Here is a 21873-nt window from a genome sequence, read left to right on the forward strand (position 1 = left end):
CGATATCCTGAGTTGAGACTGCAATTGAATTCAGTTCAGCGTGCAACAGCGGTGTAGTAATGCCCGGCAATTCGCAGGCGCTGCGTCTCGGCACGCTCTTCGTCGTGATCGGTCGCCAGGATCAGTGCGCCGAGCTCCTGCCAATTCGGCGCCACGCTCCGACTCGCCATCAGGCGCAGCACGCGCGGAATCTGTTGGCGGAACGCATCTCCACGGGCGGTCAGCAAGCGGGTGACACGACTTTCGGAAACATCGGCCCGCGCCAATTGCGCCCCCAAGCGTTGATTCGGGTCATGACCAGCGAGGGCAATTCCATTTGCGATCAAGGCCCAGCGTTGCCATGTTTCGGGTTGCCATTCATCGATCGCGATGTCGGAGAGCACCAACGCACGCGCCAGTGCACCGACCTGGTGGGGGCGCGGAGACTCGGGATCCAGGCGGGCCAGTGCCGCGCGCTCCCCAGCATCCAGCGCCGCGCTATCGCCGCGGAATCGTTCACGCCTGCCAATGACAGCAGCAAGACGCGCAAGAGGCGGAACAGGAAGGGAGTGTCCGGATTCGGTCATGAAGCAGTCTCCTCTGCAGCAGGATGGGAACGCAGGTGTTGCGCCAGTTGCGGAAGGTTCTTCTCGTTGCGCAATGCGCCGTGAAAGAAGGACAAAGCCCGGGAGCGTGCTCGATAGCGCCGTTCGCCACACTGCGGACCAATGGCAAAGGCACCCCGCAGGATTGCTTCAGCGCGCTCGGCGAGGCCGATAAGCCAGTTCAGACGCTCGGCGTGGCGCTCCTCTTCGGACTCAAAATCAAGTTCGGTATTCAGGTCGTCGAAGAAACGGGCATCTTCGGCACGCTCAAAGGCCTTCACAAAGGGCTCGACCTGTTGTTTGGCCGTACGACGATCGAAGTCGAGCTTGTCCGTACCGGCTTCGAGCAGGGCGAACAGAGCCGTGCGCAATACGGAGCCCCGCATTTTTGCGATGGCCTCGACACGCCGGGATGCCAGTAATGCAGGCAGATCGGTCTGCCCACGGCGCAATAAACCTACGGCTTTCTTGGATAAGGGCACACGGCGTTCGTGGTATCCCTCGGTTTTGCCCTGCCCTCGAACCACTCCCTGGGCAAGAAGGGATATGCCACTTACTCCATCCTCATCACGCAGTGCTTGGGCAATCGTCTTCCGGTACTTGGAGCCCCAAGCGAGCTCTACGGCCAAACCGTAACTGAACCCATCCGCACCAAGTGTCAGCGCCTTGTCTTCTTCGACAGGCATCCATGCATCCCCGGTCACACCCTTCCGAGCTGCGGCGTCAATACGCGCCGCCTTCGTGCCCGTACCATGCGCGATGAGACTGCCGGCCTTGCTGCAAGCGAATCTGACGCGCCTGCAAATTTCAACGTAGAACGGATCCAGTGCTGAAAAAGCCAAGCTCTTCGTCCCATCCCACAAGGGTAACCATATCAACGCAATACCATCGTCTTCGCACACCTCATACCGATCGATGATGTCACTTCGCGCATCGCGTAATGCCGCAACATCCCGCCTCCAGCGCCTGCCAATACCGCCATCAGGTGTGACTCCAATTGCCGGCCGACTGGAAAAACCACCGTTCATGCGTGATATGCCGTAATTGCCTGCACCAAGAAACCCCTCCTGCGTCTGCAAACTGGTCAAAGCAAACAACCAGTCATCCGCTTCCGCCGTCCTCATGCGCTCCCCTTTCAGGTCGTGGTTCTTGGACGTCACCAGCATGTCGAGCGCATCCGGAGTGGAAATGTCCTTCCACCCATCGAGCTTGCCTTCCGGAACTGGTGCCTGCAGGAAGGCCGGTTTATCAAGCGGCGCGACCAGGCAAAAGGCTGAGCCATCGGGGTGCTTCGGGGTGAGCGCAAGCAGGGCCTTGCGCCAGTCGGCAGGGTCATCCCAAGGCTGGGACTCGCCGGCCTGGTGCATTGCGATTGCCGCCAGTTGCACCAGTAGCGCATGCCAGGGGTGGCGCTGGTGCGGACGCAAAGCCGGATAGTCCCTGACCGAATCGCGGCCAAGGGCGACGAAGAGTTCGGGCAGGCAGAGGCGTTGTGGTTGCCCGTCGGGATCACGGATGCGAATCAAGGGGTCCGTGAGGAGATTCAGGCTGGGGGCATCCATATGTCACTCCGAGGTCGCGGGATTCGGGAGGCGTTCGAGGCCGAGGCGGCTGTAGCGGTAACAGGCACTTCCAAAACGGAACGTGAAACTACCGGGCTCGCCGACAATCTCCGCCGGCTCGGCATCCAGCGGCAGATCTGGCGGCAGGAGGTGGTGGCGGATCGGCAATTCACGTACCGGCTTGCCGAACGGGCCAACCCGGGGAGGCTCGAAATTCGCCACCCGGTCTGCAGCGCCAAGGCGGGTCGCCAACTTGACCTCATCGGGAAAGTTGAGCTCCGCGAAAGGCGTATCCAGAGGCAGCAGCCCCAGTTTTGCATTCGTCCGCCGCGCGCCCGTATCACCATCGATCTGCTGGCCGTGGGCCGCCCAAACGGCATCGCGATTCTCTATAGCCTGCAGCGCTTCGGGATGTGTCGCCGACTCGACCAAGCGGCGGTTGTCAGACGGAATGCAGACCTGCGGCTCGGCGTCGATCACATCGAGTGTTGCCTGGAGGATGCGGACATCCGCATAAACGCCCCCACCATCGCGGAATCGCCCCAGGCCGTGCTTGGGGCGTGTCAGGCTCGGCAAGAGATCCCCGGCCGGCGGCGTCAGCACCAGCGCCTGCGCAGTTCGGTAAGCCTCCGGCCGCGCCTCGGCTGCCCGCACGTGGCGATGCAGGCGGCCGATACGCTGCAGAAGCACATCCATCGGACATAGATCGGCAATCAGGAAATCGGCATCGAGGTCGAGACTCTGCTCCAGCGTTTGCGTACCAACGACGATCAGCGGTCCTGCAGGCCGTTGCTTGCCCAACTGCGCTTCAACAGCCGCATCCAGTAGCGGGCGGTCTTCCCGTGAAAAACGGCTGTGGTGCAGCGTAACCGTGCCTTCCACTCGGAATAGCCAGGCAGGATCCGGCACGATGGCTTCGAGTGCCGTCAGCGTGGCAACGGCTGCTGGAACGGTGTTGCGGATGATCAGCACGCGAGCGCCCTGGGCCGCCGCATCCACGGCAATGGCGGCCACGTGCTCAGGCTCATCGATGATGTCCTGGCTACGCCACTGAACGACCTTCTCCCGGAGAGCCCCACTGGTCGCACGAAGACCGGCAGCATCCGAGATGGCCGGGTAAGGCAGGCGGCAGGCGCGGGAGAACGGAATGAGTTGCGCCGTCTGACGCCGACCGGCAGCGAGATAGCGGGTACGTGCCGCCACACCCAGGGTTGCGGAAAGCAGCAGGACGTGACCACCCAGCGCCAATTGGGCGCCGATCAGATGTTCGATCAGCACCCCCATGTAAGCATCGGATGCATGAACCTCGTCGATTACCAGCAAGGAACGCGCCGCCAGCGCGTGCCGGAGGTGAGCATGTTTGACCTGCAAGGTACCGAGCAAAGCCTGGTCAACTGTGCCTACAGCGATGGGGGCAGCCAGGAAACGTTTGGCACTTTCGCCAGCCCAGCGCCGCCCTGCTTCGGCATCGGAAGGCTCGTCGCTCCACAGTACCTTGAAGTCAGGCAAGGCCTGTGACGTCTGACCATCTGCGGCGGCGTAACCGGCCAGTGCGCGCAGCACCAGCGGCCCGCCCGCCGGCCATGCGCGCGCCACCGCCGAGCGGACGCGCGCATAAGCCTGGCTGGCTGCAACGCGGGTCGGCAACGCAAAGTAGAGGCCATCGACCTTGCCATGCGCAAACAGGTGCAGAAAGCGCCACAGCGCGGCTTCGGTCTTGCCACTCCCGGTTTCTGCTTCCAGCACGACAACCGGCCCCAGGGCGTCATCGCTCATCGCACCTTGCGTTGGGTAGGGTGTCGCCCCACCAAAGACCGTCGCGAAATCCGGAGCTGACGATTGCAGGCTGAACCGGAAATCCTCGACGTCGAGTCCCAATGCACGCACCGCTTTGCCGGCTCGCTCACGGCTCGTGACGAGGCGATCCTCGCCAGGCCCGGAGAACGGGAAATAGCGCGTGTCTGACCCCAACCAATCGGCCAATTGCACCAGACCGGCAAAGTAATGTGCAAAACGCGCCGAATCGGGCAGAGGCACAGCACTGGCATGAAACGCATCGGGTACAAAAGCCTGCACGGCAGCCCCGATGCGTTTCAACTGCACGCCGGGGTCATAGCCATCGTGCGCACGCCAGTGGATGCGAACACTCGACCAATCCGGGACACGTGCAAGCGGGCGGCCGTGATGGGCGACACTGGCGTGCAGCAGCGCCTCAACCGCTTCGTCCCCCCAGGTCGTGGCCATGATCTCGATGGGCAGGAGCTTGAGCAACTCCCATGCTTCGTCGCTTGTCGATGCCGCATCGAGCAACGCTATGGCTTCGGCACCATGGCCAGCGGTGAACCAATGACGGGGACGTTCTGCTCTCTCCCAGCGCTTCCCTTGAAACCCGGCGTTGGCTTTGCCGTAGTCATGCAGAAAGGCAAGCACCGTCAATCGTGCGATGTCCAGATCGGTTAGAACACGCCCAGCAGCCGCTTCAAGCGCTCTTCTGATCGACCGACAGCGACAGAGCGCTTCGAAGGTCGCCGCAACATCGGCCATGTGATCGACCAGCGAATGCCAGTGTCCGCGGGCCTGGCGATCGAGCTTGCCGAATGCATCCGCCAGCGTCAGCGGTACGGTGCCGTTCAGCTCATTTGCCATTTCGCTTGACCCGGAAATATCGGGCGGCGCCCGCTCCCTGCATTTCGAACAGTCCCGTCGCCTTCAAGGCATCGGTCAGGGTCGAGCGCCCCGACTCCTTGACTGTTCGACCCAGTGTTTTCAGCTTTTGTCCGATAATACTGACCGGAGCCCAACCATTGGCACTGGTTGCCTCAGTAACAGCCTTGAGCAGCGCCTCACTGTAGGCAGATGCCTTGACCGGCTTCCCAGCCATTGATTGCATCTTTGGCGGAATAAAATTCTTCGGTTGACAGAAATAAACTTGTCCGTTCTTATGCGAACGCAATTCGACATCGAAGGCCTCAGTCTTCTGGAGCAGCTCGATGAATTTCGTACAGCCATAACTCCGGGGGTCGAAGTCCGGATGATTGGCGTGGATATAGGACGATAATTGGCCAAGCATCGCCCACCCCTGCTCATCCGCCACATTTGTATAGGCTCGCAGCAGGGCATGCATCGCCAGAGAGGCCGGCCTGAAATTGACTTTTGGAGACTCTGCGTTGATCGCGGGCTCAGAAGGAACCTTTTCTGCGCCGGAGATAGTCGCCTCGATGGGGAGTACTTCCGCGTCAGCCGGCGAGTTCTCCACGAGATCCGGCGTACGCACCTCCAGGACAACAGGAGTTGCAGCCTCCTCATCACAGCCATTCGGTGGGGAGGCCGTCAGGTTCTCCACATAGATATAACGATCGCAGGCACTGACGAAAGCTTTTGGCGCCTTCTTTTCGCCAAAGCCAAAAACGGTTAAACCATCCTCACGAATACGCGTCGCCAGCCGGGTAAAGTCGCTGTCACTGCTGACAAGACAAAAGCCCTCGAAGCGCCGGGAGTGCAACAGATCCATAGCATCGATGATCAACGCACTATCGCTGGCATTCTTGCCGACCGTATTACGGTACTGCTGAATGGGCTGAATCGCGTGATCTGCAAGTTTGTTACGCCAACCAGCCAGATTTGACGTGGTGAAGTCACCATAAATGCGCCGTACAGTCACACGACCATGGCGCGTAATTTCTTCAAGAATCGGCGAGATACTGTCTAAGCGGACATTGTCGGCATCAATGAGTACCGCAAAGGCAGGAAGTTCGTGCTTCATCCGAGATTAAAAAACCATTCGTTATATCCATAACAGATGATGCCACCCCACATCGGGCATAGCCCAGTGACACAAAGCGCAGCAAATGCGTGACAGAATTCCGGGGCGAAGGTCTATTGACCGCCTAATTCCATTCCCGTCCGTCTTTATCCGTTCTCACTGCTAGATCTTCGCCTTCCGTCACTGCGGACATTTTTGATGCGCGGGAATCGGACATTGCTAATTTGCTTCTAAAAGACCAATCGAAGACCTTGACCCCCGCCGCCGCCCGAGCCGATACTCCGCTCGTCACTCAAACAATGGTGACCGGGTGTGAGAACCCGGAATGACATAGGCCGATACGATCAGGCCGCGTTGTACGCGGTCTTCTCATTTCGGCGCATGGCTACGCCCATTCAATGGCGGTCCGTGCGGGGCAGCCGCGAGGCTGGCCGGTTCCTATGTCCCGGTTTCTCACCCCCGCACGGTTCCGCCGCCCACCGTGAGAAGTGGGTGGCGGAGATTCAGACCGCCGACATAGGAGCCACCCTCATGCACCACTTCACACCGGACCGAGTTGTCCGAGCCACGTCTCATTGCGCCTGCCAACCTGCCATTGCTGTCCTGCCGGTACAACAGGCGGCCACCACCGGAAGGAGTGCGACATGAGCACGCCGATGAGTTTCCCCGCAACAACCGATCCGCTCTATTTGCTCAATGACGATGTCGACGCCATGGCCCTCATCGACCAGCTCTCCGCCCGGCAGATGCAGCTCCAGGCATTGCTTGCCCGCACCTTCGGCGACTCGGGCGACGCCTTCCGCCGCCTGAACCCCACCCTGCAGGACAATTACCTGTGGGCCTGCTTCATGATCGCCGAGGAGATGCGGGGGCTGTCCGAGGCACTGCGGGTACGGAACTCTGGATAAGACGCGGCCACCACCGCCCCGTCAGGCGTAGGTACGTAGCCGCGCCTCGGCCTCGGCAAAGCGCAGGCTGTCGATGAGCTGTGCAAGCGCATCGACTTCGTCGGCGCCGAGGCGCGCGGCGAGGCCGGCACGGAGGCCATCGAAGATCCGCAGGGCATCCATGTCCTGCTCGGCCAGTGCGGTGAGCAAGGCCTGCAGCGCATCGCGATCCAGCTCGACGGGGCACGTCTCCACCTCGCCCGTGGCCTGCGCTGGGCCATCCAGCAGCGGCGCCAGATCAGCCTGCAGGCGGGTCATCGCGCGCTGCAGCGCCTCCAGCAGAAGCGTCGGATCGGTGGCGGAGGCGGAGGCGTCGCGGAAGAGGTGTTCCAGCTGCCCGGCCAGGCCAAATACCTCCTTGGCCGCGATGTTGCCGGCCAGCCCTTTCAACTTGTGCGCGCGCTGCGCGGCGCTGGCCGCATCGTTGCGTGCCAGATCGGCGCATAGTTGTGCCCCCACGTCGGAAAACTCGTCGCGTAGGCCGCGCAGGGCCTGCAGGAACAGGGCTCGATCGTCGAGGAAACGGCCTCTGACCTCCTCTTCGTCGATACCGGGAATGACCGGGAATGCGTCACCGGGCTCCAGCGCAGCCGGCGGCGCAGCGACGGGGGACTGGACCGCAGCCGGTGGGACCCGGCGGACCTTGTCAGCCACGTGGCGCAGGATCGTCGCGACCATTGCGTCCAGCTCGAAGGGCTTGGTCAGGAAGCCCGACATCCCGGCCGCGAAGGCGCGCTCGCGCTGGCTGGGCAGCACGCCGGCGGTCAGCGCGATGACCGGCAGGTCGGTCAAGCCGAGGTCGCTACGGATCCGCCGCGTTGCTTCCAGCCCATCCATGACGGGCATCTGCACGTCCATCAGGACCAGATCGAAGGCGGCCGGCTCGACACGCAGCAAGGCAACGGCGGCCTCGCCGTTGTCCATCACCTCCACACCGGCCCCCTCGAACTCCAGCAGACGGCGCGCTACGTCCTGGTTCACCGCGCTGTCGTCCACCACCAGCACGCGCAGGCCGCCCAGACGTGCATGCGCCGGGCCGCTCGGGCCGGGCTCTTCCAGCACCTCGGCCATCTCGGCGATGTCGAAAGGGAGCTCGAACCAGAACTCGCTGCCCTCCCCCGGCTGGCTGTGCACCCCGATCTCGCCGCCCATCAGCCCGACCAGCTGCCGGCAGATCGCCAGGCCCAGGCCGGTGCCGCCAAACTGCCGGCTGGTGGACGCATCGGCCTGCACAAAGGCGTCGAACAGGCGCGCAATCGTGTCGGCAGAAATGCCGATGCCGGTATCGCGCACGGTGAAGCGCAGGCGGACATGTCCGGCGTCCCGGCTGATGACACCGACCGCCAGCACGACCTCGCCGACGGCGGTGAACTTGATCGCGTTGCCGGCGAGGTTGTGCAGGATCTGGGACAGGCGCTGGGCATCGCCGACCAGCGCGTGCACGTCGGCCGGCAGCGGCTCGAGGCGCAGGGTCAGACGCTTGGCGGCGGCCGAGGCAGTGAACACGTCCACCAGGTGGCTCATTACGTTGGCCAACACGAAGGGCTCCGGCGCCAGCTCGAAGTGGCCCGCCTCGATCTTGGAAAAATCGAGGATGTCGTTGATCACGGCCACCAAGCCACGGCTGGCGGTCTGGACGGTGCTCACCAGGTGGCGCTGCTCGGCGTCAAGCCGCCCCCGTGCCAACACCTGCACCGTGCCGACGATGGCATTGAGAGGGGTACGGATCTCGTGGCTCATGTTGGCGAGGAAGTCGCTCTTCGCCTGATTGGCGCTCTCGGCCTGCAAGCGCGCCTCCCGCAAGCCCCGCTCGGCTTCCCGGTGCTTGCTGATGTCGGTATAGGTCAGCAGCGTCCACCCATCGGGCAGCGGTGTCCCCTCGATCTTCAGCGACACACCGTTGAACTGGGTACGCTCGAAGACCACCGGCCGCGCATCCTTCATGGCCTTCACGAAGCCCGCCAGCACCTGCTCCCCATCCGCGTCCCCGTGGTCGCCGCGGGCCAGGTTGAAACGCACGAAATCATCGAAGCGCACGCCGGTGCGCCCGCACAGCGCCGGCGGATAGCCCAGCAGCGACGCGAACAAGCGGTTCTGCAGGACCAGATTGCGCTGTTCGTCGTACACCACCAGACCGAAGGGCAGGCTCTCGATCACGCCCCGCAGCAGGCCGGTCTGCCGCTCCAGGCTGCGGTTGGCCTCCTCGCTCTCCAGGCTGCGCACGCGCAGTTCGGCATTCGCCGCCTCGAGATCCTGCTGGATGCGCTTCAGGTCGGTCACGTCTGAGAAGGTCGCCAGGAAGACACCGTCCAACGACACGCCCGACACTTCCACATCGCGCTCGCTGCCATCCAGGCAGCGCACGCGGATTTCGAGCGGCGTGGTGGCGCGCTGCTCGGCGAGGCCCTGGTGCACGGCCGCCGCCCACTTCGCACGCGCCCAGGCCTGGTAATCGGGATCGGGCACCGCCTGGCGCCACCAGTCCTCGAGGTTGCGCACCTGCCTCTCGGTGTAGCCGAACAGGCGCATGAACTGCTCGTTGCGCATGGTGATGCGCTGGTCCTCGATCACCCCGATGGCGATCGGAGCGCACCGGATGAAGTTGCGGAAACGGTTACGCGCGTCCTCCAGCTCCCGGGTCCGCTCCGAGACCCGCGTCTCCAGCTCTGCCGTGGCCTCGCGGAGCGCCTCCCGCCGAACCAGCAGGCTGCGGGTCATCGCCTGTACCGCATCGGCCAGATGGCGAACCTCGGTGGTGCGCGAACGCACCTCGGGCAGCAACTCCTCCTCGCCCTGCTGAACACGCCGGGCGGAGTCGGCCAACTGCTCCAGGGGCTGGCTCAGGCGGCGGGCGAACAGGAAGACGGTGCCGCCTAGGCCCAGCGTCGTCAGGATGGCCAGCAGCCACTGGGTCTGGCGCAAGGCGGCAACCGGCGCGAGAGCCTGGCCCACCGGCTCGCGCACCACGACCTTCCAGCCGAGGGATGACGCCACGGAGCTCGGCAGCAAGGCTGTGGCGGTAAAGAAAGTCCCCTCCTTGCCCCACGCCACCTGGGTATAGCCCACGTCCCTGGACAGCTCCAGCGGCACCTCGCCGGCGCCGACCGCCTGGTAAGGGTACAGCACGGCGTTGCTGCGGCTGAGGACGTACACCTCGACCTGGTCGGCCACGGCCTCCGCCGGCAGGGCCGTGGCAATGATGTGCTCGACCCAGCTCCAGTGGGAATGGCTGGCCAGGATGCCGCGCCATTCGCCCCGCTCGTCGTAGATCGGCGCGGCGAAGTCGATGAAGCGCAGGGGCTCGCCGGAGCGCTGCCGCGGCAGGTGCTTGGCCAGCAGCACGGCTTCGTGGATGTCGCCGATGTAGGCCCGCTTCTGGCCCTCGATGAACCATGGGCGCTGCTGCACGTCCGCACCGGCCAGCACCCCATCCGCGGAATTGAGCACGACGCCATCGGGGCTGGCGACGCCGATCCACGCGTACTGCGGATGGGAGTGCTTCATGCGCTCCAGCACGCCGCGCAGGTCGCCCGCCTGCAGGCTGCCGCGGGTCATCGCCGGCGACTGGGCCAGCAGGGTGATTTCCCGCGCCCGCTCCTGGATGTTGCCATCCAGCTGGACCGCGATCGCATGGGCCAGATCGCGCAGCGCAGCCCCCCGTTCGCGGGTCAGCGCCGCGGTCGTGATCTGCTCCAGATAGAGGTTGTGCCCCAGCGCGACGGCCAACGACAGGCCACCGAACAGCAGCGTCAGACGGACGCGGAAGGAATAGAGCCAGGCTGGCATGGAGCTCCGAACATTAAAAGCGAGACATGGCCGACAACCAACCGCGCCATGATCTCAGCATAGTCTGGATCAGTCACCCGATTCGATCACGGAATCCGCATCGTAGCCCTGCCCGACGGTCCCGACCCGGTTGACGACCCGTGCCCGACCCGCGGCCTTGGCTGCATACAGGGCTTCGTCGGCCAGGGCCAGCAGCGCCTGCGGCGCAGCCAGGCAGCGGGCAGACTGATCGCAGTCGTGACAGGCCGCGCGGGGCGGCTCCACACCGTCGCAGGGCAGGACCAGCGTGGCGACCCCGACACTGACGGTGACGTGCGCTGCGACAGCCGACGCGGCATGCGGGATCGCCAGCGCCGCGACACTCTGGCAGAGGCTCTCGCCAAGGCGAAAGGCATCGGAGGCGTTGGTGGCCGGCAGGAACAGCGCAAACTCCTCACCGCCGTAGCGCGCCACCAGGTCGCCGGCCCGCCGGGCGGTGCCCGCCAGCACGCGCGCCACCGCCCGCAGGCAGGCGTCGCCGGCCGGATGCCCGTAGGTGTCGTTGAAGCGCTTGAAGTAATCCACGTCCACCATCAGCAGCGACAGCGGCGCATGGCTGCGCAGCGCACGCCGCCATTCCAGTTGCAGACCGTCGTCGAAGGCGCGCCGGTTGGCGATGCCGGTCAGCGCGTCGGTGGCGGTCAGGCGACGCAATTCATCGCTCTGACGCTTGAGGGCCAGATGGGTGCGGACCCGTGCCTGGACCACCGGCGGGTTGAGCGGCTTGGGGATGAAATCCACCGCACCGATCGTGAGGGCATGGGTCTCCGACGTGGTGTCTGTGTGGGCCGTGACGAAGATCACCGGCACATGGGCCAGCGCCGGGTCTGCCTTGATCTGGCGGCAGGTCTCGTAGCCGCCCAGACCGGGCATCTCGGCATCCAGCAGCACCAGATCCGGTGGGTTCTGGCGCATCTGCAGCAGCGCATCCTCGCCGCTGGTGGCGAAATGGATGCGCGCCATGCCGGTCAGCAGGCGGCTCAACAGGCGGACCATGCTCGGGTCATCATCGACGACCAGCAGGCGTTGCACGGGATCGGCGGGTTCCGGGTTCAGTCCATCCACGACCAAGGTTCTCGTCTGGCTCATCGTCAGACATATCGTAGCGGAAGCGCGGCCAGCCGACAGTCAGGAATATCCGATGTGTCGTCCGCTGCAGCAGGCTGGCACCGGCACTAGGCGGGTTCGCCCTGCTCGGCGTCCGGCATCACGGTGACGCGCACCTCCGGTGCCTGGGCGCGGCCGCCGAGGATCACGCCGCGCAGCGGCGACACGTCCTGGAAATCGCGCCCCCAGCCGAGGGTCACATGGCGCAAGTCGGGCTGGATACCATTGGTCGGGTCATACTCGACCCAGCCGTTCTGCGGGCACCACACCGCCACCCAGGCATGCGACGCGTCGGCGCCGATCAGGCGCGGCTTGCCCGGCGGCGGATCGGTGAGCAGGTAGCCAGACATGTAGCGGGCCGGCAGGCCGATGGAGCGTAGCGCGGCGATCATCAGGTGGGCGAAGTCCTGGCAGACACCGCGCTTGCGCTGCAGCACCTCGTGTACCGGGGTATTCACCTCGGTGGCCTTGGCATCGAAGGTAAAGGTCTTGAAGATCAGCGCCATCAGTGCCTGCGCTCCGGCGAGCACGGGCACCCCGGGCTTGAAAGCTTGGCCGGCAAATGCCGCCAGCGCGGCGCTGCACGGCACCCGCGGCGAGGCGTACAGGTAGCGCAGCGCGGCAAGGGAGTCCGCATCGCGCGGCTCCGGGTGGTAGCGCAGGCTGTCGCGCACGGTCTCCCATGGCGGTGAATCCTCGGGCTCCGGCAGCTCCCGGCTCATCACCGTGACATGGCTTTCGGCGCGCACCAGCAGGCCGTCGTGGGGCGTGTCGAGGGACAGCCAGGCGACCGGGTTACCAAAGGCATCCTCGCCCTCGGTCAGGTGGGCCAGGTCCGGTTCAATGACGATGCGCCCGGATTCGCGGCTCTGCCACGGCAGCGCGCGGGGAATCAGGTGCAGCAGGTGCTGCGCCAGCGACACCGGCACGCCGCAAGGGGGGTACTCGGTTTCGTGGAGGATGGTGTAGGCGGCGGAACGGGTCATGGGGCCTTCAGGCTGCAAAGGTGGCCTGGCCGGTCTGGCCAACGTGGCTGAAGAAGCGCATCGCCAAGCGGTCGGACAGCGTGCGGCCGGCACTGCCGAGGCGGTCGAAGAGCCCCGCCAGCTGCTGGCTGGCATCGACCCGCTCGAGGGCCGGGCAGACCGCCTCCAGGCGCCCCCACGGAAAGGCGCGGATCGCCGCGAAGCTGGCCTCCAGCTCGGCCACGCCGAGGTTGACCTTCTCGTCGGCTTCGAAACGGGCCAGGTAATTGCTGGCCATGCGCACCTGGAAGGCCAGCGCATGGGGGTTGCCGTCGTCCGTCGTCAGCATGTGCAGCGCCGGCAACAGTTCGGGCTGGGCGCGGTAGCGGGTGCGGTAGGTGATGATCGAATCGCACAATTCCAGCAAGGCCTCCACCGCCAGCTCCCGCTGCAGCGGGCCGTTGATGTCGCCATAGGCACGCAGGAAGCGCGCCAGCGTACGGGCCAGGTAGTCCAGGCGCTCGACGCGGCGGCCGACGATGTGCAGGCGCCAGCCAGTGTCGCGGGTCATGTTGTCCATCGCGAAGCCGGACAGGGACACGAAGGTGGTCAGCGCGCCATCGAGGAATTCGAGCAGCGCCGATACGTCGGTGACCGTCGCACGGGCGTCCTCCAACTCTGCGGACAGGCGCTTGAGGGCGTGCCAGTGGTCGAGGGACAGGTGCTCGCGAGCCTGCGTGGCACACCACATGAGACGTTGCAGATTGGCCGCCAGGCCGCTGTCGGAGCGGCGATCGAGCACTGCGCGGAACAGATCCAGCTCAGCCTTGGCGATCGGCAGGCTGCCCACCCGGGATTCGACCAGACCGGCTCCCTCCGCCAGTTCGAGCATCATCGTCAGGGCGCCGGCACGCTCCGAGCGCCGCCCCTCCGACAGCCGTGACAAGGCCAGGCGGGCCAGACGTGCGACGGCATCGCAGCGTTCACCGTAGCGGCCGCACCAGAACAGGTTCTCGGCCAGGCGCGACGACAGGGTGCCGGTTTCCTCGATCAGGTCGCCGACGCGGATGTTGTTGTTGAGCAGGCTGAAGCTGGCCACCGGGCCGTCGGACAACACCCAGGTGTCCTTGCTGCTGCCCCCCTTCTGCATGGTCAGGATGCGCGTGTTGTCCACCCCGGCGACGCGCGCCAGCCCGCCGGGCAGCACGTTGTAGCCTTCCGGCGTGATCGCCGCGTAGACCCGCAGGCCCATCGAGCGCGTCAGCAGCTTGCGGCGCTGGCCGCCGCCCCAGGCCGGCGCACGGGACAGTTTGACCAATTCCTGGGCGACGAAGGCCGACGGTTCGGCCTCGATGCGCCGGGCCACCTCGTCGAACTGGTCTTCGGCGAGCTGGTCGCCGAAGATGACCTCGCTGCCGCCGCCCGGAAAGGTCGGCTTGATGACCAGGCTGCGCAGGTTCTCCAGCACCTCCTTGCGGGCCGGCTCCTCTCCGCACCACCAGGTGGCCACGGACGGCATGGCCAGCTCCTCGCCGAGCAGGTGGCGGCAGATGCCGGGCAGGAAGCCCGGCAGCGCCGCCGATTCGAGCAGGCCGCTGCCCAGCGCGTTGGCCACCAGCACGCGGCCGGCGCGCACCGCTCCGAGCAGACCGGGCACGCCGAGGGCCGAGTCGGCACGTAATTCCACCGGATCGCAGAAGTCGTCGTCGAGGCGGCGCAGGATCGCGTGCACACGCTTGAGGCCGGACACCGTCTTCAGGAAGACGGTGTCGTTGCGCACCGTCAGGTCCTGCCCCTCGACCAGCGGGAAGCCCATGTTGCGCGCCAGGTAGACGTGCTCGAAATAGGTTTCGTTGAAGGGCCCCGGCGTCAACAGCACCGTCAGCGGCGGCTCGCCGTCGGTCGGCGCCTGGCTCGCCAGGCTGCGCTGCAGGCCACGGAAGAAGCCCGACAGGCTGCGCACCTGCATGTCGCGGAACAGATCGGGGAAGGCCCGCGACACCAGTTGGCGGTTCTCCAGCGCGTAGCCAGCGCCGGACGGGCTCTGGGTACGGTCGGCAATGACCCACCAGCGGCCGTCCGGCGAACGGGCCAGATCGGCGGCATAGAGGTGCAGGTAGGCGCCGCCGGGCGGTTTGAGGCCGGAGCACGGCCACAGGAAGCCCTTGTGGCCGTACACCAGTTCCGGCGGCAGCAGGCCTTCGGAGAGGGTGGTCTGGGCGCCGTAAAGATCGCCGAGCAGCGCGTTGAGCAGGCGTGCCCGCTGCGTGATCGCCGCCGAGATGCCGCGCCACTCATCGGCGGGCAGGATCAGCGGCAGCAGATCCACCGACCACGGGCGGTCGGTACCGCGGGGGTCGGCATAGACGTTGTAGGTGACACCGTTCTGCTGGATGCCGCGAGAGAGCTGGGCGGCCCGCAGCTTCAGGGTGTCGGCGCTGGATTCGTCGATGTGATCGAGGAATTCCTGCCAGTGCGGGCGCACGCCTTCTTCACCGAACAGCTCGTCGTAGCTGTCGGGTCGATAGGGGTAATGGGCAAGGATGGAGCTGGACATCTCGCGAAACTAGCACACACCGACCGGACCTCCGTGCCACGGACGGCACGGAAGTTGTTGATTTTGGTAAAGCGGGCAGGCGCCAGCGTGGAGGCGAACGAATTCGCCCCCACGTTTTAATCCCCCCGCAAGAGACCGGGAAGCCTCCGTCAGCGCCGCAGATCGAGCGTGAAGGGGAACTCCCGCTCGACCGGCGAGACCTGCACCGCCGGCTCGCCCGGCGTGTGGCCCATGCGGAAGAAGCGCGCCAGGCGGCGGCTCTCCGCCTCGAAGGCGTTGATCGGGAAGGTCTCGAAGCTGCGCCCGCCCGGGTGCGACACGTGGTACTGGCAGCCGCCGAGGGAACGGCCGGTCCAGGTATCCACCAGGTCGAAAACCAGCGGCGCGTGGGACGGGATGGTCGGATGCAGGCAGGACGGCGGCTGCCAGGCCCGGTAGCGCACGCCGGCGACGTGCTCGCCGACGGTGCCGGTGGGCTGCAGCGGGATCGTGCGGCCATTGACCGCCAGCAGGAAGCGGTCGTCGGACATGCCGGTCGCCTTGACCTGCAGGCGCTCGACGGACGAATCGACGAAGCGCACGGTGCCGCCGATGGCCCCTTCCTCACCCATCACATGCCAGGGCTCGAGGGCACTGTGCAGTTCGACCTGGATGCCGCGCACCGCGAAATCGCCGATCTTCGGGAAACGGAACTCCATGTGCGGCGCGAACCATTCCGGCTTGAAGTCCAGGCCATGGCCCTGCATGTCTTCCATCACATCGTTGAAATCCTGCTGCACGAAGTGCGGCAGCAGGAAGCGGTCATGCAGCTCGGTGCCCCAGCGCACCAGACGCTCCGGCGCATAGGGCTTGTCCCAGAAGCGGGCCAGCAGGCCGCGCAGCAGCAGTTGCTGGGCCAGCGACATGCGCGCATGGGGCGGCATTTCGAAGGCGCGCAGTTCGAGCAGGCCGAGGCGGCCGGTGGGGCCGTCCGGCGAGTAGAGCTTGTCGATGCAGAACTCGGAACGGTGGGTGTTGCCGGTCACGTCGATCAGCAGGTTGCGCAGCAGGCGGTCGATCAGCCACGGCGGCACGTCCTCGCCGGCCTTCGGGAACTGGCGGAAGGCGGTCTCGATTTCATACACCGAGTCGTTGCGCGCCTCGTCGATGCGCGGCGCCTGGCTGGTCGGGCCGATGAACAGGCCGGAGAACAGGTAGGACAGGCTCGGGTGGTTGTGCCAGTAGGAGATCAGGCTGCGCAGCAGGTCCGGCCGGCGCAGGAAGGGCGAGTCGGACGGCGTGGCGCCGCCGAGCACGAAGTGGTTGCCGCCGCCGGTGCCGGTGTGGCGGCCGTCCACCATGAACTTCTCGGTGGTCAGGCGCGAATAGTGGGCTGCCTCGTAGAGGTGAGTGGTGCGGTCCACCAGCTCTTCCCAGTTGCGCGACGGGTGGATATTCACCTCGATGACGCCGGGATCGGGGGTGATGCGGAAGTGGGTCAGGCGCGGGTCGGACGGCGGCTCGTAGCCCTCGATGACCACCGGCGTGCCGAGGGCCTCGGCGGTCGCCTCGATGGCGGCGACCAGCTCCAGGTATTTCTCGAGGCTGGACAGCGGCGGCATGAAGATGTGCATCGTGCCGTTGCGCGGCTCGGCGCACATGGCGGTGCGGACGATCCAGTCGGCGGACTTGAACGGCTCCGGCTGGCGGTCGGTGGGGCTCAGCTTCTCGGCGTCGCGGGCCGCCTTCAGGGCAGCGGCGGCGCGCGCCGCGGCGGACGAGCCGAAGCCGGCCTCGCCGTCCTTCAGCGCGTTGAGCACCGCGGTCTGGCCGCCCGGCAGCTGGCGGCGGATCGCGCTGTACTCGGGCAGCGGCGGGAAGACCTGGTGGTGGTCGGGCGGATTGACGTAGGGGTAGTCGCCCTTGGCCACCCACGGCTGGGAATCCAGCGGCAGGCGGTAACCCAGCGGCGAGTCGCCGGGGATCAGGTAGCAGCGCTCGTCGCGCAGGAACCACGGCCCGGTCTGCCAGTCGCCGGTGTAGCTGTTGAGGCTGACCGGCAGCACGTAGCCGACCGGGTTGGGCAGGCCATGTTCATAGACGCGGCGGATGCGGTCGCGCTCCAGCGGATCGTCGAGGCGAGCGTCGAAGGGATCGACGTTGCCCGGCAGGCGGCGCTCCCGCCACAGGTAGTAGAAGGCGTCCTCGAAGGCCGGGAAGACCCGCAGCGGGTCCAGCGCCAGCCGCTCGGCGATGCCGGCCAGGAAGGCGTTGGCCTGGGCGGCGTCCACCTCGCCCGGCGCGGAGGCGTCGGCGATCAGGTCCGGGTTGGTCCAGATCGGCTCGCCATCCTTGCGCCAGAAGCAGGTCAGCGACCAGCGCGGCAACTGCTCGCCCGGATACCACTTGCCCTGGCCGAAGTGGGCCAGGCCGTTGGGGCCGTATTTCTCGCGCAGGCGATGGTAGAGGTCTTCGGCGCGGACACGCTTGGTCGGGCCCATCGCCTCGGTGTTCCACTCGGCGCCGTCCGGGTCGTCGATGGACACGAAGGTCGGCTCGCCGCCCATCGTCAGGCGCATGTCGTTGGCGTCGAGGTCGGCGTCGATGCGGTGGCCGAGGGCCTCGATCTCGGCCCATTGCTCCTCGGTGTAGGGCTTGGTGACCCGCGGCGCCTCGAACACGCGGGTGACCTCCATGCGGTGCTCGAACTCGCACTCGCATTCGTCGATGAGGCCGGAGATCGGCGCTGCCGACGACGGATCGGGGGACGCGGCCAGCGGAATGTGGCCTTCGCCGGCGAACAGGCCGGAGGTCGGGTCGAGGCCGACCCAGCCGGCGCCCGGCAGGTAGACCTCGGTCCACGCGTGCAGGTCGGTGAAATCCACCTCGGTGCCGGACGGGCCGTCGAGGGATTTGACGTCGGCCTTCAGCTGGATCAGGTAGCCCGACACGAAGCGTGCCGCCAGGCCCAGGTGGCGCAACAGCTGGACCAGCAGCCAGGCCGAGTCGCGGCACGAGCCGGTGCGCTTGGCGAGCGTTTCTTGCGGCGTCTGCACGCCCGGCTCCATGCGGATCACGTAGCCGATGTGTTGCTGCAGGTCGGCGTTGAGCTTGACCAGGAAGTCCACCACCCGGGTCTTGTCGCGGGAGATGCCGTCCAGGTACGTCTTGAATTCGGGCGTGAGCTCTTCCTTCAGGCGGTACGGGGCCAGCTCGTGGCTAAGGGCGCCGGCATATTCGAACGGGAAGTTCTCGGCCTCGGGCTCCAGGAAGAAGTCGAAGGGGTTGATCACCGACATCTCGGCAACCAGGTCCACCTCCACGCTGAACTCGGTGACCTTCTCCGGGAAGACCAGGCGCGCCAGGTAGTTGGACTGCGGATCCTGCTGCCAGTTGATGAAATGGGGCTTGGGCAGCACACGCAGGGAGTAGGACAGGATGCGCGTACGGCTGTGGGGGGCGGGCCGCAGACGGACGACTTGCGGGCCGAGATTGATCGGCCGGTCGTACTTGTAGGAGGTCAGGTGATTCAGAGCGACATGGATGGTCACGGGATACTCCGTTCTTGGGGCGCGGTTTGCAGACTAGTTGCCTGACTTAGCAAGCTTCACGCCAAGCGGTTTACGCCGCTCTTGTTGCGTGGATGTTGCGATCCTGCATCAAACCAAGGCTTTTGGAGTATCGAAACGGGGATGGGACGTGCCGACCCGGCGATAGCCCGCCGTGCACGCACCAGAATGGACACCGGGATATGCACCAATAATGTGCATATCCCGGTTAGAAGGTAGCGGAAGCTTACGGCGCTAGGCCACGACGGCGCTGCCGGCCTCCGCCATGGCGGCGTCGAACCAGGCCAGCTTGCCGGCCAGGCTAACCACCTCGCCGACGATCAGCAGCGCCGGCGGGCGGATGCCGACCAACGTGGCCTTGTCCGGCAGGGTTTCGAGGGTAGCCGTGACGATGCGCTGGCGCGGCGTGGTGCCGTTCTCGACCAGCGCCGCCGGTGTCTGCGGGGAACGGCCATGGGCGATCAGCGCCGCGCAGTGGGACAACAGCATGCCGACCCCCATGTAGATCACCGCGGTCTGATGCGGTCGCGCCAACGCCGTCCAGTCCAGCGCCGACTCGCCGGCGCGGCGGTGGCCGGTGGCGAACACCACCGACTGGGCGTAATCCCGGTGGGTCAGCGGAATGCCGGCGTAGGCCGCCACGCCGCAGGCGGCGGTGACGCCCGGCACCACCTCGAAGGGGATGCCGGCGGCCAGCAGTTCTTCCAGTTCCTCGCCGCCGCGCCCGAAGATGAAGGGGTCGCCGCCCTTCAGGCGGACCACCCGGCGGCCGTCGCGGGCCAGCTCGACGAGCAGGCGGTTGATGTCCTCCTGCGGCAAGGTGTGATGGCCGGCCTCCTTGCCGACGTAGATGCGCTCCGCATCGGGCCGGGCGAAATCCAGCACGCCGTCGCCGACCAAGTGGTCGACCACCAGCGCGTCGGCCTCGCCGATCAACCGCGCGGCGCGCAGCGTCAGCAGTTCGGGGTCGCCCGGCCCGGCCCCGACCAGCGCCACCCGCCCCGCCGGGCGGATGCCGCTGGCAAGCGGCTTGAAGGTCTCGGCCGGGGCGCTGCCGCGGCCACCGACGAGCTGATCGAGAAAGGCACGCAGGGTGCCGGCGGCAGGCAGGCCGAAGCTGGCGGTGGCGGACGGAGGCATGGCGGAACTCCCGGAATCATGACGGCCGCAATCTATCAGCCGGCCACCTTTTTCGAACTTGACCCGAGTCAAGGAAGGGGAATAGCCCGGAAGCGCACTCTTCGCCGCAAGCGGGATAGGCCGCTCGTTGGGTTCATAAAGGGAGATGCACGATGAGTATGTGGAAAACCGGAGCGATTGCCGTGGCCTTGCTGCCGCTGGCCCTGTCGCACGCCTTCGCGGAAGAGCCGAAGACATCGACGAACGATCCCGCCGCCAAGTACCAGGCGGCTGGATCGCCGCTGGCCAACGTGGAGATGTACCAGGATATCAACCCGAAAGCGCCGCCGATGACCAAGGCGGAGTTCGACAAGGCGCGCCAGATCTACTTCGAACGCTGCGCCGGCTGTCACGGCGTGCTGCGCAAGGGCGCCACCGGCAAGCCGCTGACACCGGACAAGACGCTGGCCTCGGGCACCGACTACCTGAAGGTCTTCATCAAGTACGGCTCTCCCGCCGGCATGCCCAACTGGGGCACCTCCGGTGAATTCGACGACGACACCGTCGACCTGATGGCCCGCTACGTCCAGCAGACGCCTCCGCAGCCGCCGGAATACGGCCTGAAGGAAATGAAGGCGACCTGGAAGGTCATCATTCCGCCTGAGCAGCGGCCGAAGAAGAAGATGAACAACTACAACATCGAGAACATCTTCTCGACCACCCTGCGCGACGCGGGTGAGATTGCGCTCATCGATGGTGACACCAAGAAGATCATCAACGTCATCAAGACCGGCTACGCGGTGCATATCTCCCGCGTGTCCGCCTCCGGCCGCTACCTGTTCGTGATCGGTCGCGACGCCAAGATCAACATGATCGATCTGTGGATGGAGAAGCCCGACAACGTCGCCGAGATCCGCACCGGTCTCGAGGCTCGTTCGGTCGAGACCTCCAAGTTCAAGGGCTACGAAGACAAGCTGGCCATCGCCGGCTCCTACTGGCCGCCCCAGTACGTGATCATGAACGGCGATACCCTCGAGCCGCTGAAGATCATGGCCACCCGCGGCATGACCGTCGGCGATCAGGAATACCACCCCGAGCCGCGCGTCGCCTCCATCGTGGCGTCCCACTTCAAGCCCGAGTTCCTGGTCAACGTGAAGGAAACCGGCAAGACCCTGCTGGTCAACTACACCGACCTCAACGCCGTCTCCACCAAGGAGATCCCGGTCGCCAAGTACCTGCATGACGGCGGTCTGGACAGCAGCAAGCGCTACTTCATGGTGGCCGCCAACCAGTCCAACAAGATCGGCGCGATCGACATGAAGGACGGCAAGCTGGCCGGCCTCATCGACGTGGGCAAGATCCCGCACCCGGGCCGCGGCGCCAACTTCATCCATCCGAAGTACGGCCCGGTGTGGTCCACCGGCCACCTGGGCGACGACAGCATCGCGCTGATCGGCACCGACCCGGCCAAGCACCCGCAGTACGCCTGGAAGATGGTCGAATCGCTGAAGGGCCCGGGCGGAGGCGCGCTGTTCATCAAGAGCCACCCGAAGTCCAAGCACCTGTATTCCGACGCACCGCTGAACCCGGATCCGAAGATCTCCCAGTCCATCGTGGTGTATGACGTCAACAACCTCGCCGCTGGCTACAAGACGCTGCCGATCGGCGAATGGGCCGGCCTGAAGGACGACGGCGCCAAGCGCGTGGTTCAGCCCGAGTACAACAAGGCGGGCGACGAAGTGTGGTTCTCGGTGTGGAGCGCCAAGAACAAGGAATCGGCGATCGTCGTCGTGGATGACAAGACCCTGCAACTGAAGACCGTCATCAAGGATCCGCGCATCATCACGCCGACCGGCCACTTCAACCTCTACAACACGCAGCACGACATCTACTGAG

Annotated in this window: 12 protein-coding genes; 2 read left to right on the forward strand and 10 right to left on the reverse strand. The window is 65.7% G+C overall.

Translation table 11 applies throughout. The annotated features are described in order from the left end of the window. Positions 1-35: 35 nt before the first annotated feature. Genes AC1PQG_RS23250 through AC1PQG_RS23265 form a run of 4 tightly spaced genes read right to left on the reverse strand, consistent with a single transcriptional unit; the run spans position 36 to position 5909 of the window. Positions 36-566: a type I-E CRISPR-associated protein Cse2/CasB gene (locus tag AC1PQG_RS23250; RefSeq protein WP_481120104.1), complete on the reverse strand. Its 531-nt coding sequence runs from the start codon at positions 564-566 to the stop codon at positions 36-38. Next, the gene (locus AC1PQG_RS23255) at positions 563-2146 is read right to left on the reverse strand and encodes a type I-E CRISPR-associated protein Cse1/CasA (protein ID WP_481120105.1); all 1584 of its coding nucleotides are present in this window, start codon (positions 2144-2146) and stop codon (positions 563-565) included. Before AC1PQG_RS23255 ends, AC1PQG_RS23250 begins: the two co-directional genes overlap by 4 nt. A gap of 3 nt (positions 2147-2149) precedes the next feature. Next, a complete protein-coding gene (gene cas3 / locus AC1PQG_RS23260; RefSeq protein ID WP_481120106.1) occupies positions 2150-4792 on the reverse strand; it encodes a CRISPR-associated helicase Cas3' in 2643 nt (880 codons plus the stop codon). Next, positions 4782-5909: an NYN domain-containing protein gene (locus AC1PQG_RS23265; RefSeq protein ID WP_481120107.1), complete on the reverse strand. Its 1128-nt coding sequence runs from the start codon at positions 5907-5909 to the stop codon at positions 4782-4784. The genes cas3 and AC1PQG_RS23265 overlap by 11 nt, the downstream gene beginning before the upstream one ends. A 644-nt stretch (positions 5910-6553) precedes the next feature. On the opposite strand from AC1PQG_RS23265, the gene AC1PQG_RS23270 reads away from it, so the two are divergent. Then, the gene (locus tag AC1PQG_RS23270; RefSeq protein WP_481120108.1) at positions 6554-6817 is read left to right on the forward strand and encodes a hypothetical protein; all 264 of its coding nucleotides are present in this window, start codon (positions 6554-6556) and stop codon (positions 6815-6817) included. A gap of 21 nt (positions 6818-6838) precedes the next feature. Here AC1PQG_RS23270 and AC1PQG_RS23275 read toward each other — a convergent pair whose 3' ends face one another. The 6 genes from AC1PQG_RS23275 to cobA form a co-directional block, all read right to left on the reverse strand. After that, positions 6839-10642 carry a PAS-domain containing protein gene (locus tag AC1PQG_RS23275; RefSeq protein WP_481120109.1) on the reverse strand — a complete coding sequence of 1268 codons (3804 nt, stop codon included), beginning with the start codon at positions 10640-10642 and terminating at the stop codon, positions 6839-6841. A 69-nt stretch (positions 10643-10711) separates the two neighbouring features. Beyond that, complete coding sequence (locus AC1PQG_RS23280) at positions 10712-11770, reverse strand: diguanylate cyclase domain-containing protein (protein ID WP_481120110.1); 1059 nt, start codon at positions 11768-11770, stop codon at positions 10712-10714. An 86-nt stretch (positions 11771-11856) separates the two neighbouring features. Then, positions 11857-12774, reverse strand: coding sequence for a transglutaminase family protein (locus tag AC1PQG_RS23285; RefSeq protein ID WP_481120111.1), 918 nt, complete (start codon positions 12772-12774; stop codon positions 11857-11859). Positions 12775-12781: 7 nt separating this feature from the next. After that, the gene (locus tag AC1PQG_RS23290; RefSeq protein WP_481120112.1) at positions 12782-15310 is read right to left on the reverse strand and encodes a circularly permuted type 2 ATP-grasp protein; all 2529 of its coding nucleotides are present in this window, start codon (positions 15308-15310) and stop codon (positions 12782-12784) included. A 149-nt stretch (positions 15311-15459) separates the two neighbouring features. Then, a complete protein-coding gene (locus tag AC1PQG_RS23295) occupies positions 15460-18840 on the reverse strand; it encodes a transglutaminase family protein (RefSeq protein ID WP_481120113.1) in 3381 nt (1126 codons plus the stop codon). Between the two features lie 252 nt (positions 18841-19092). Then, complete coding sequence (gene cobA / locus AC1PQG_RS23300; RefSeq protein WP_481120114.1) at positions 19093-19998, reverse strand: uroporphyrinogen-III C-methyltransferase; 906 nt, start codon at positions 19996-19998, stop codon at positions 19093-19095. A gap of 152 nt (positions 19999-20150) precedes the next feature. On the opposite strand from cobA, the gene AC1PQG_RS23305 reads away from it, so the two are divergent. Then, positions 20151-21872 (forward strand): cytochrome D1 domain-containing protein, encoded by a 1722-nt coding sequence (locus AC1PQG_RS23305; RefSeq protein WP_481120115.1) that lies wholly within the window; start codon positions 20151-20153, stop codon positions 21870-21872. Position 21873: the final 1 nt, after the last annotated feature.

The organism is Zoogloea sp. GDB6 (genome assembly GCF_056724105.1).

Coding starts and splice junctions, on each gene's coding strand:
- AC1PQG_RS23250 (WP_481120104.1), bottom strand. CDS start 566: ATGACCGAATCCGGACACTCCCTTCCTGTTCCGCCTCTTGCGCGTCTT.
- AC1PQG_RS23255 (WP_481120105.1), bottom strand. CDS start 2,146: ATGGATGCCCCCAGCCTGAATCTCCTCACGGACCCCTTGATTCGCATC.
- cas3 (WP_481120106.1), bottom strand. CDS start 4,792: ATGGCAAATGAGCTGAACGGCACCGTACCGCTGACGCTGGCGGATGCA.
- AC1PQG_RS23265 (WP_481120107.1), bottom strand. CDS start 5,909: ATGAAGCACGAACTTCCTGCCTTTGCGGTACTCATTGATGCCGACAAT.
- AC1PQG_RS23270 (WP_481120108.1), top strand. CDS start 6,554: ATGAGCACGCCGATGAGTTTCCCCGCAACAACCGATCCGCTCTATTTG.
- AC1PQG_RS23275 (WP_481120109.1), bottom strand. CDS start 10,642: ATGCCAGCCTGGCTCTATTCCTTCCGCGTCCGTCTGACGCTGCTGTTC.
- AC1PQG_RS23280 (WP_481120110.1), bottom strand. CDS start 11,770: ATGAGCCAGACGAGAACCTTGGTCGTGGATGGACTGAACCCGGAACCC.
- AC1PQG_RS23285 (WP_481120111.1), bottom strand. CDS start 12,774: ATGACCCGTTCCGCCGCCTACACCATCCTCCACGAAACCGAGTACCCC.
- AC1PQG_RS23290 (WP_481120112.1), bottom strand. CDS start 15,310: ATGTCCAGCTCCATCCTTGCCCATTACCCCTATCGACCCGACAGCTAC.
- cobA (WP_481120114.1), bottom strand. CDS start 19,998: ATGCCTCCGTCCGCCACCGCCAGCTTCGGCCTGCCTGCCGCCGGCACC.
- AC1PQG_RS23305 (WP_481120115.1), top strand. CDS start 20,151: ATGAGTATGTGGAAAACCGGAGCGATTGCCGTGGCCTTGCTGCCGCTG.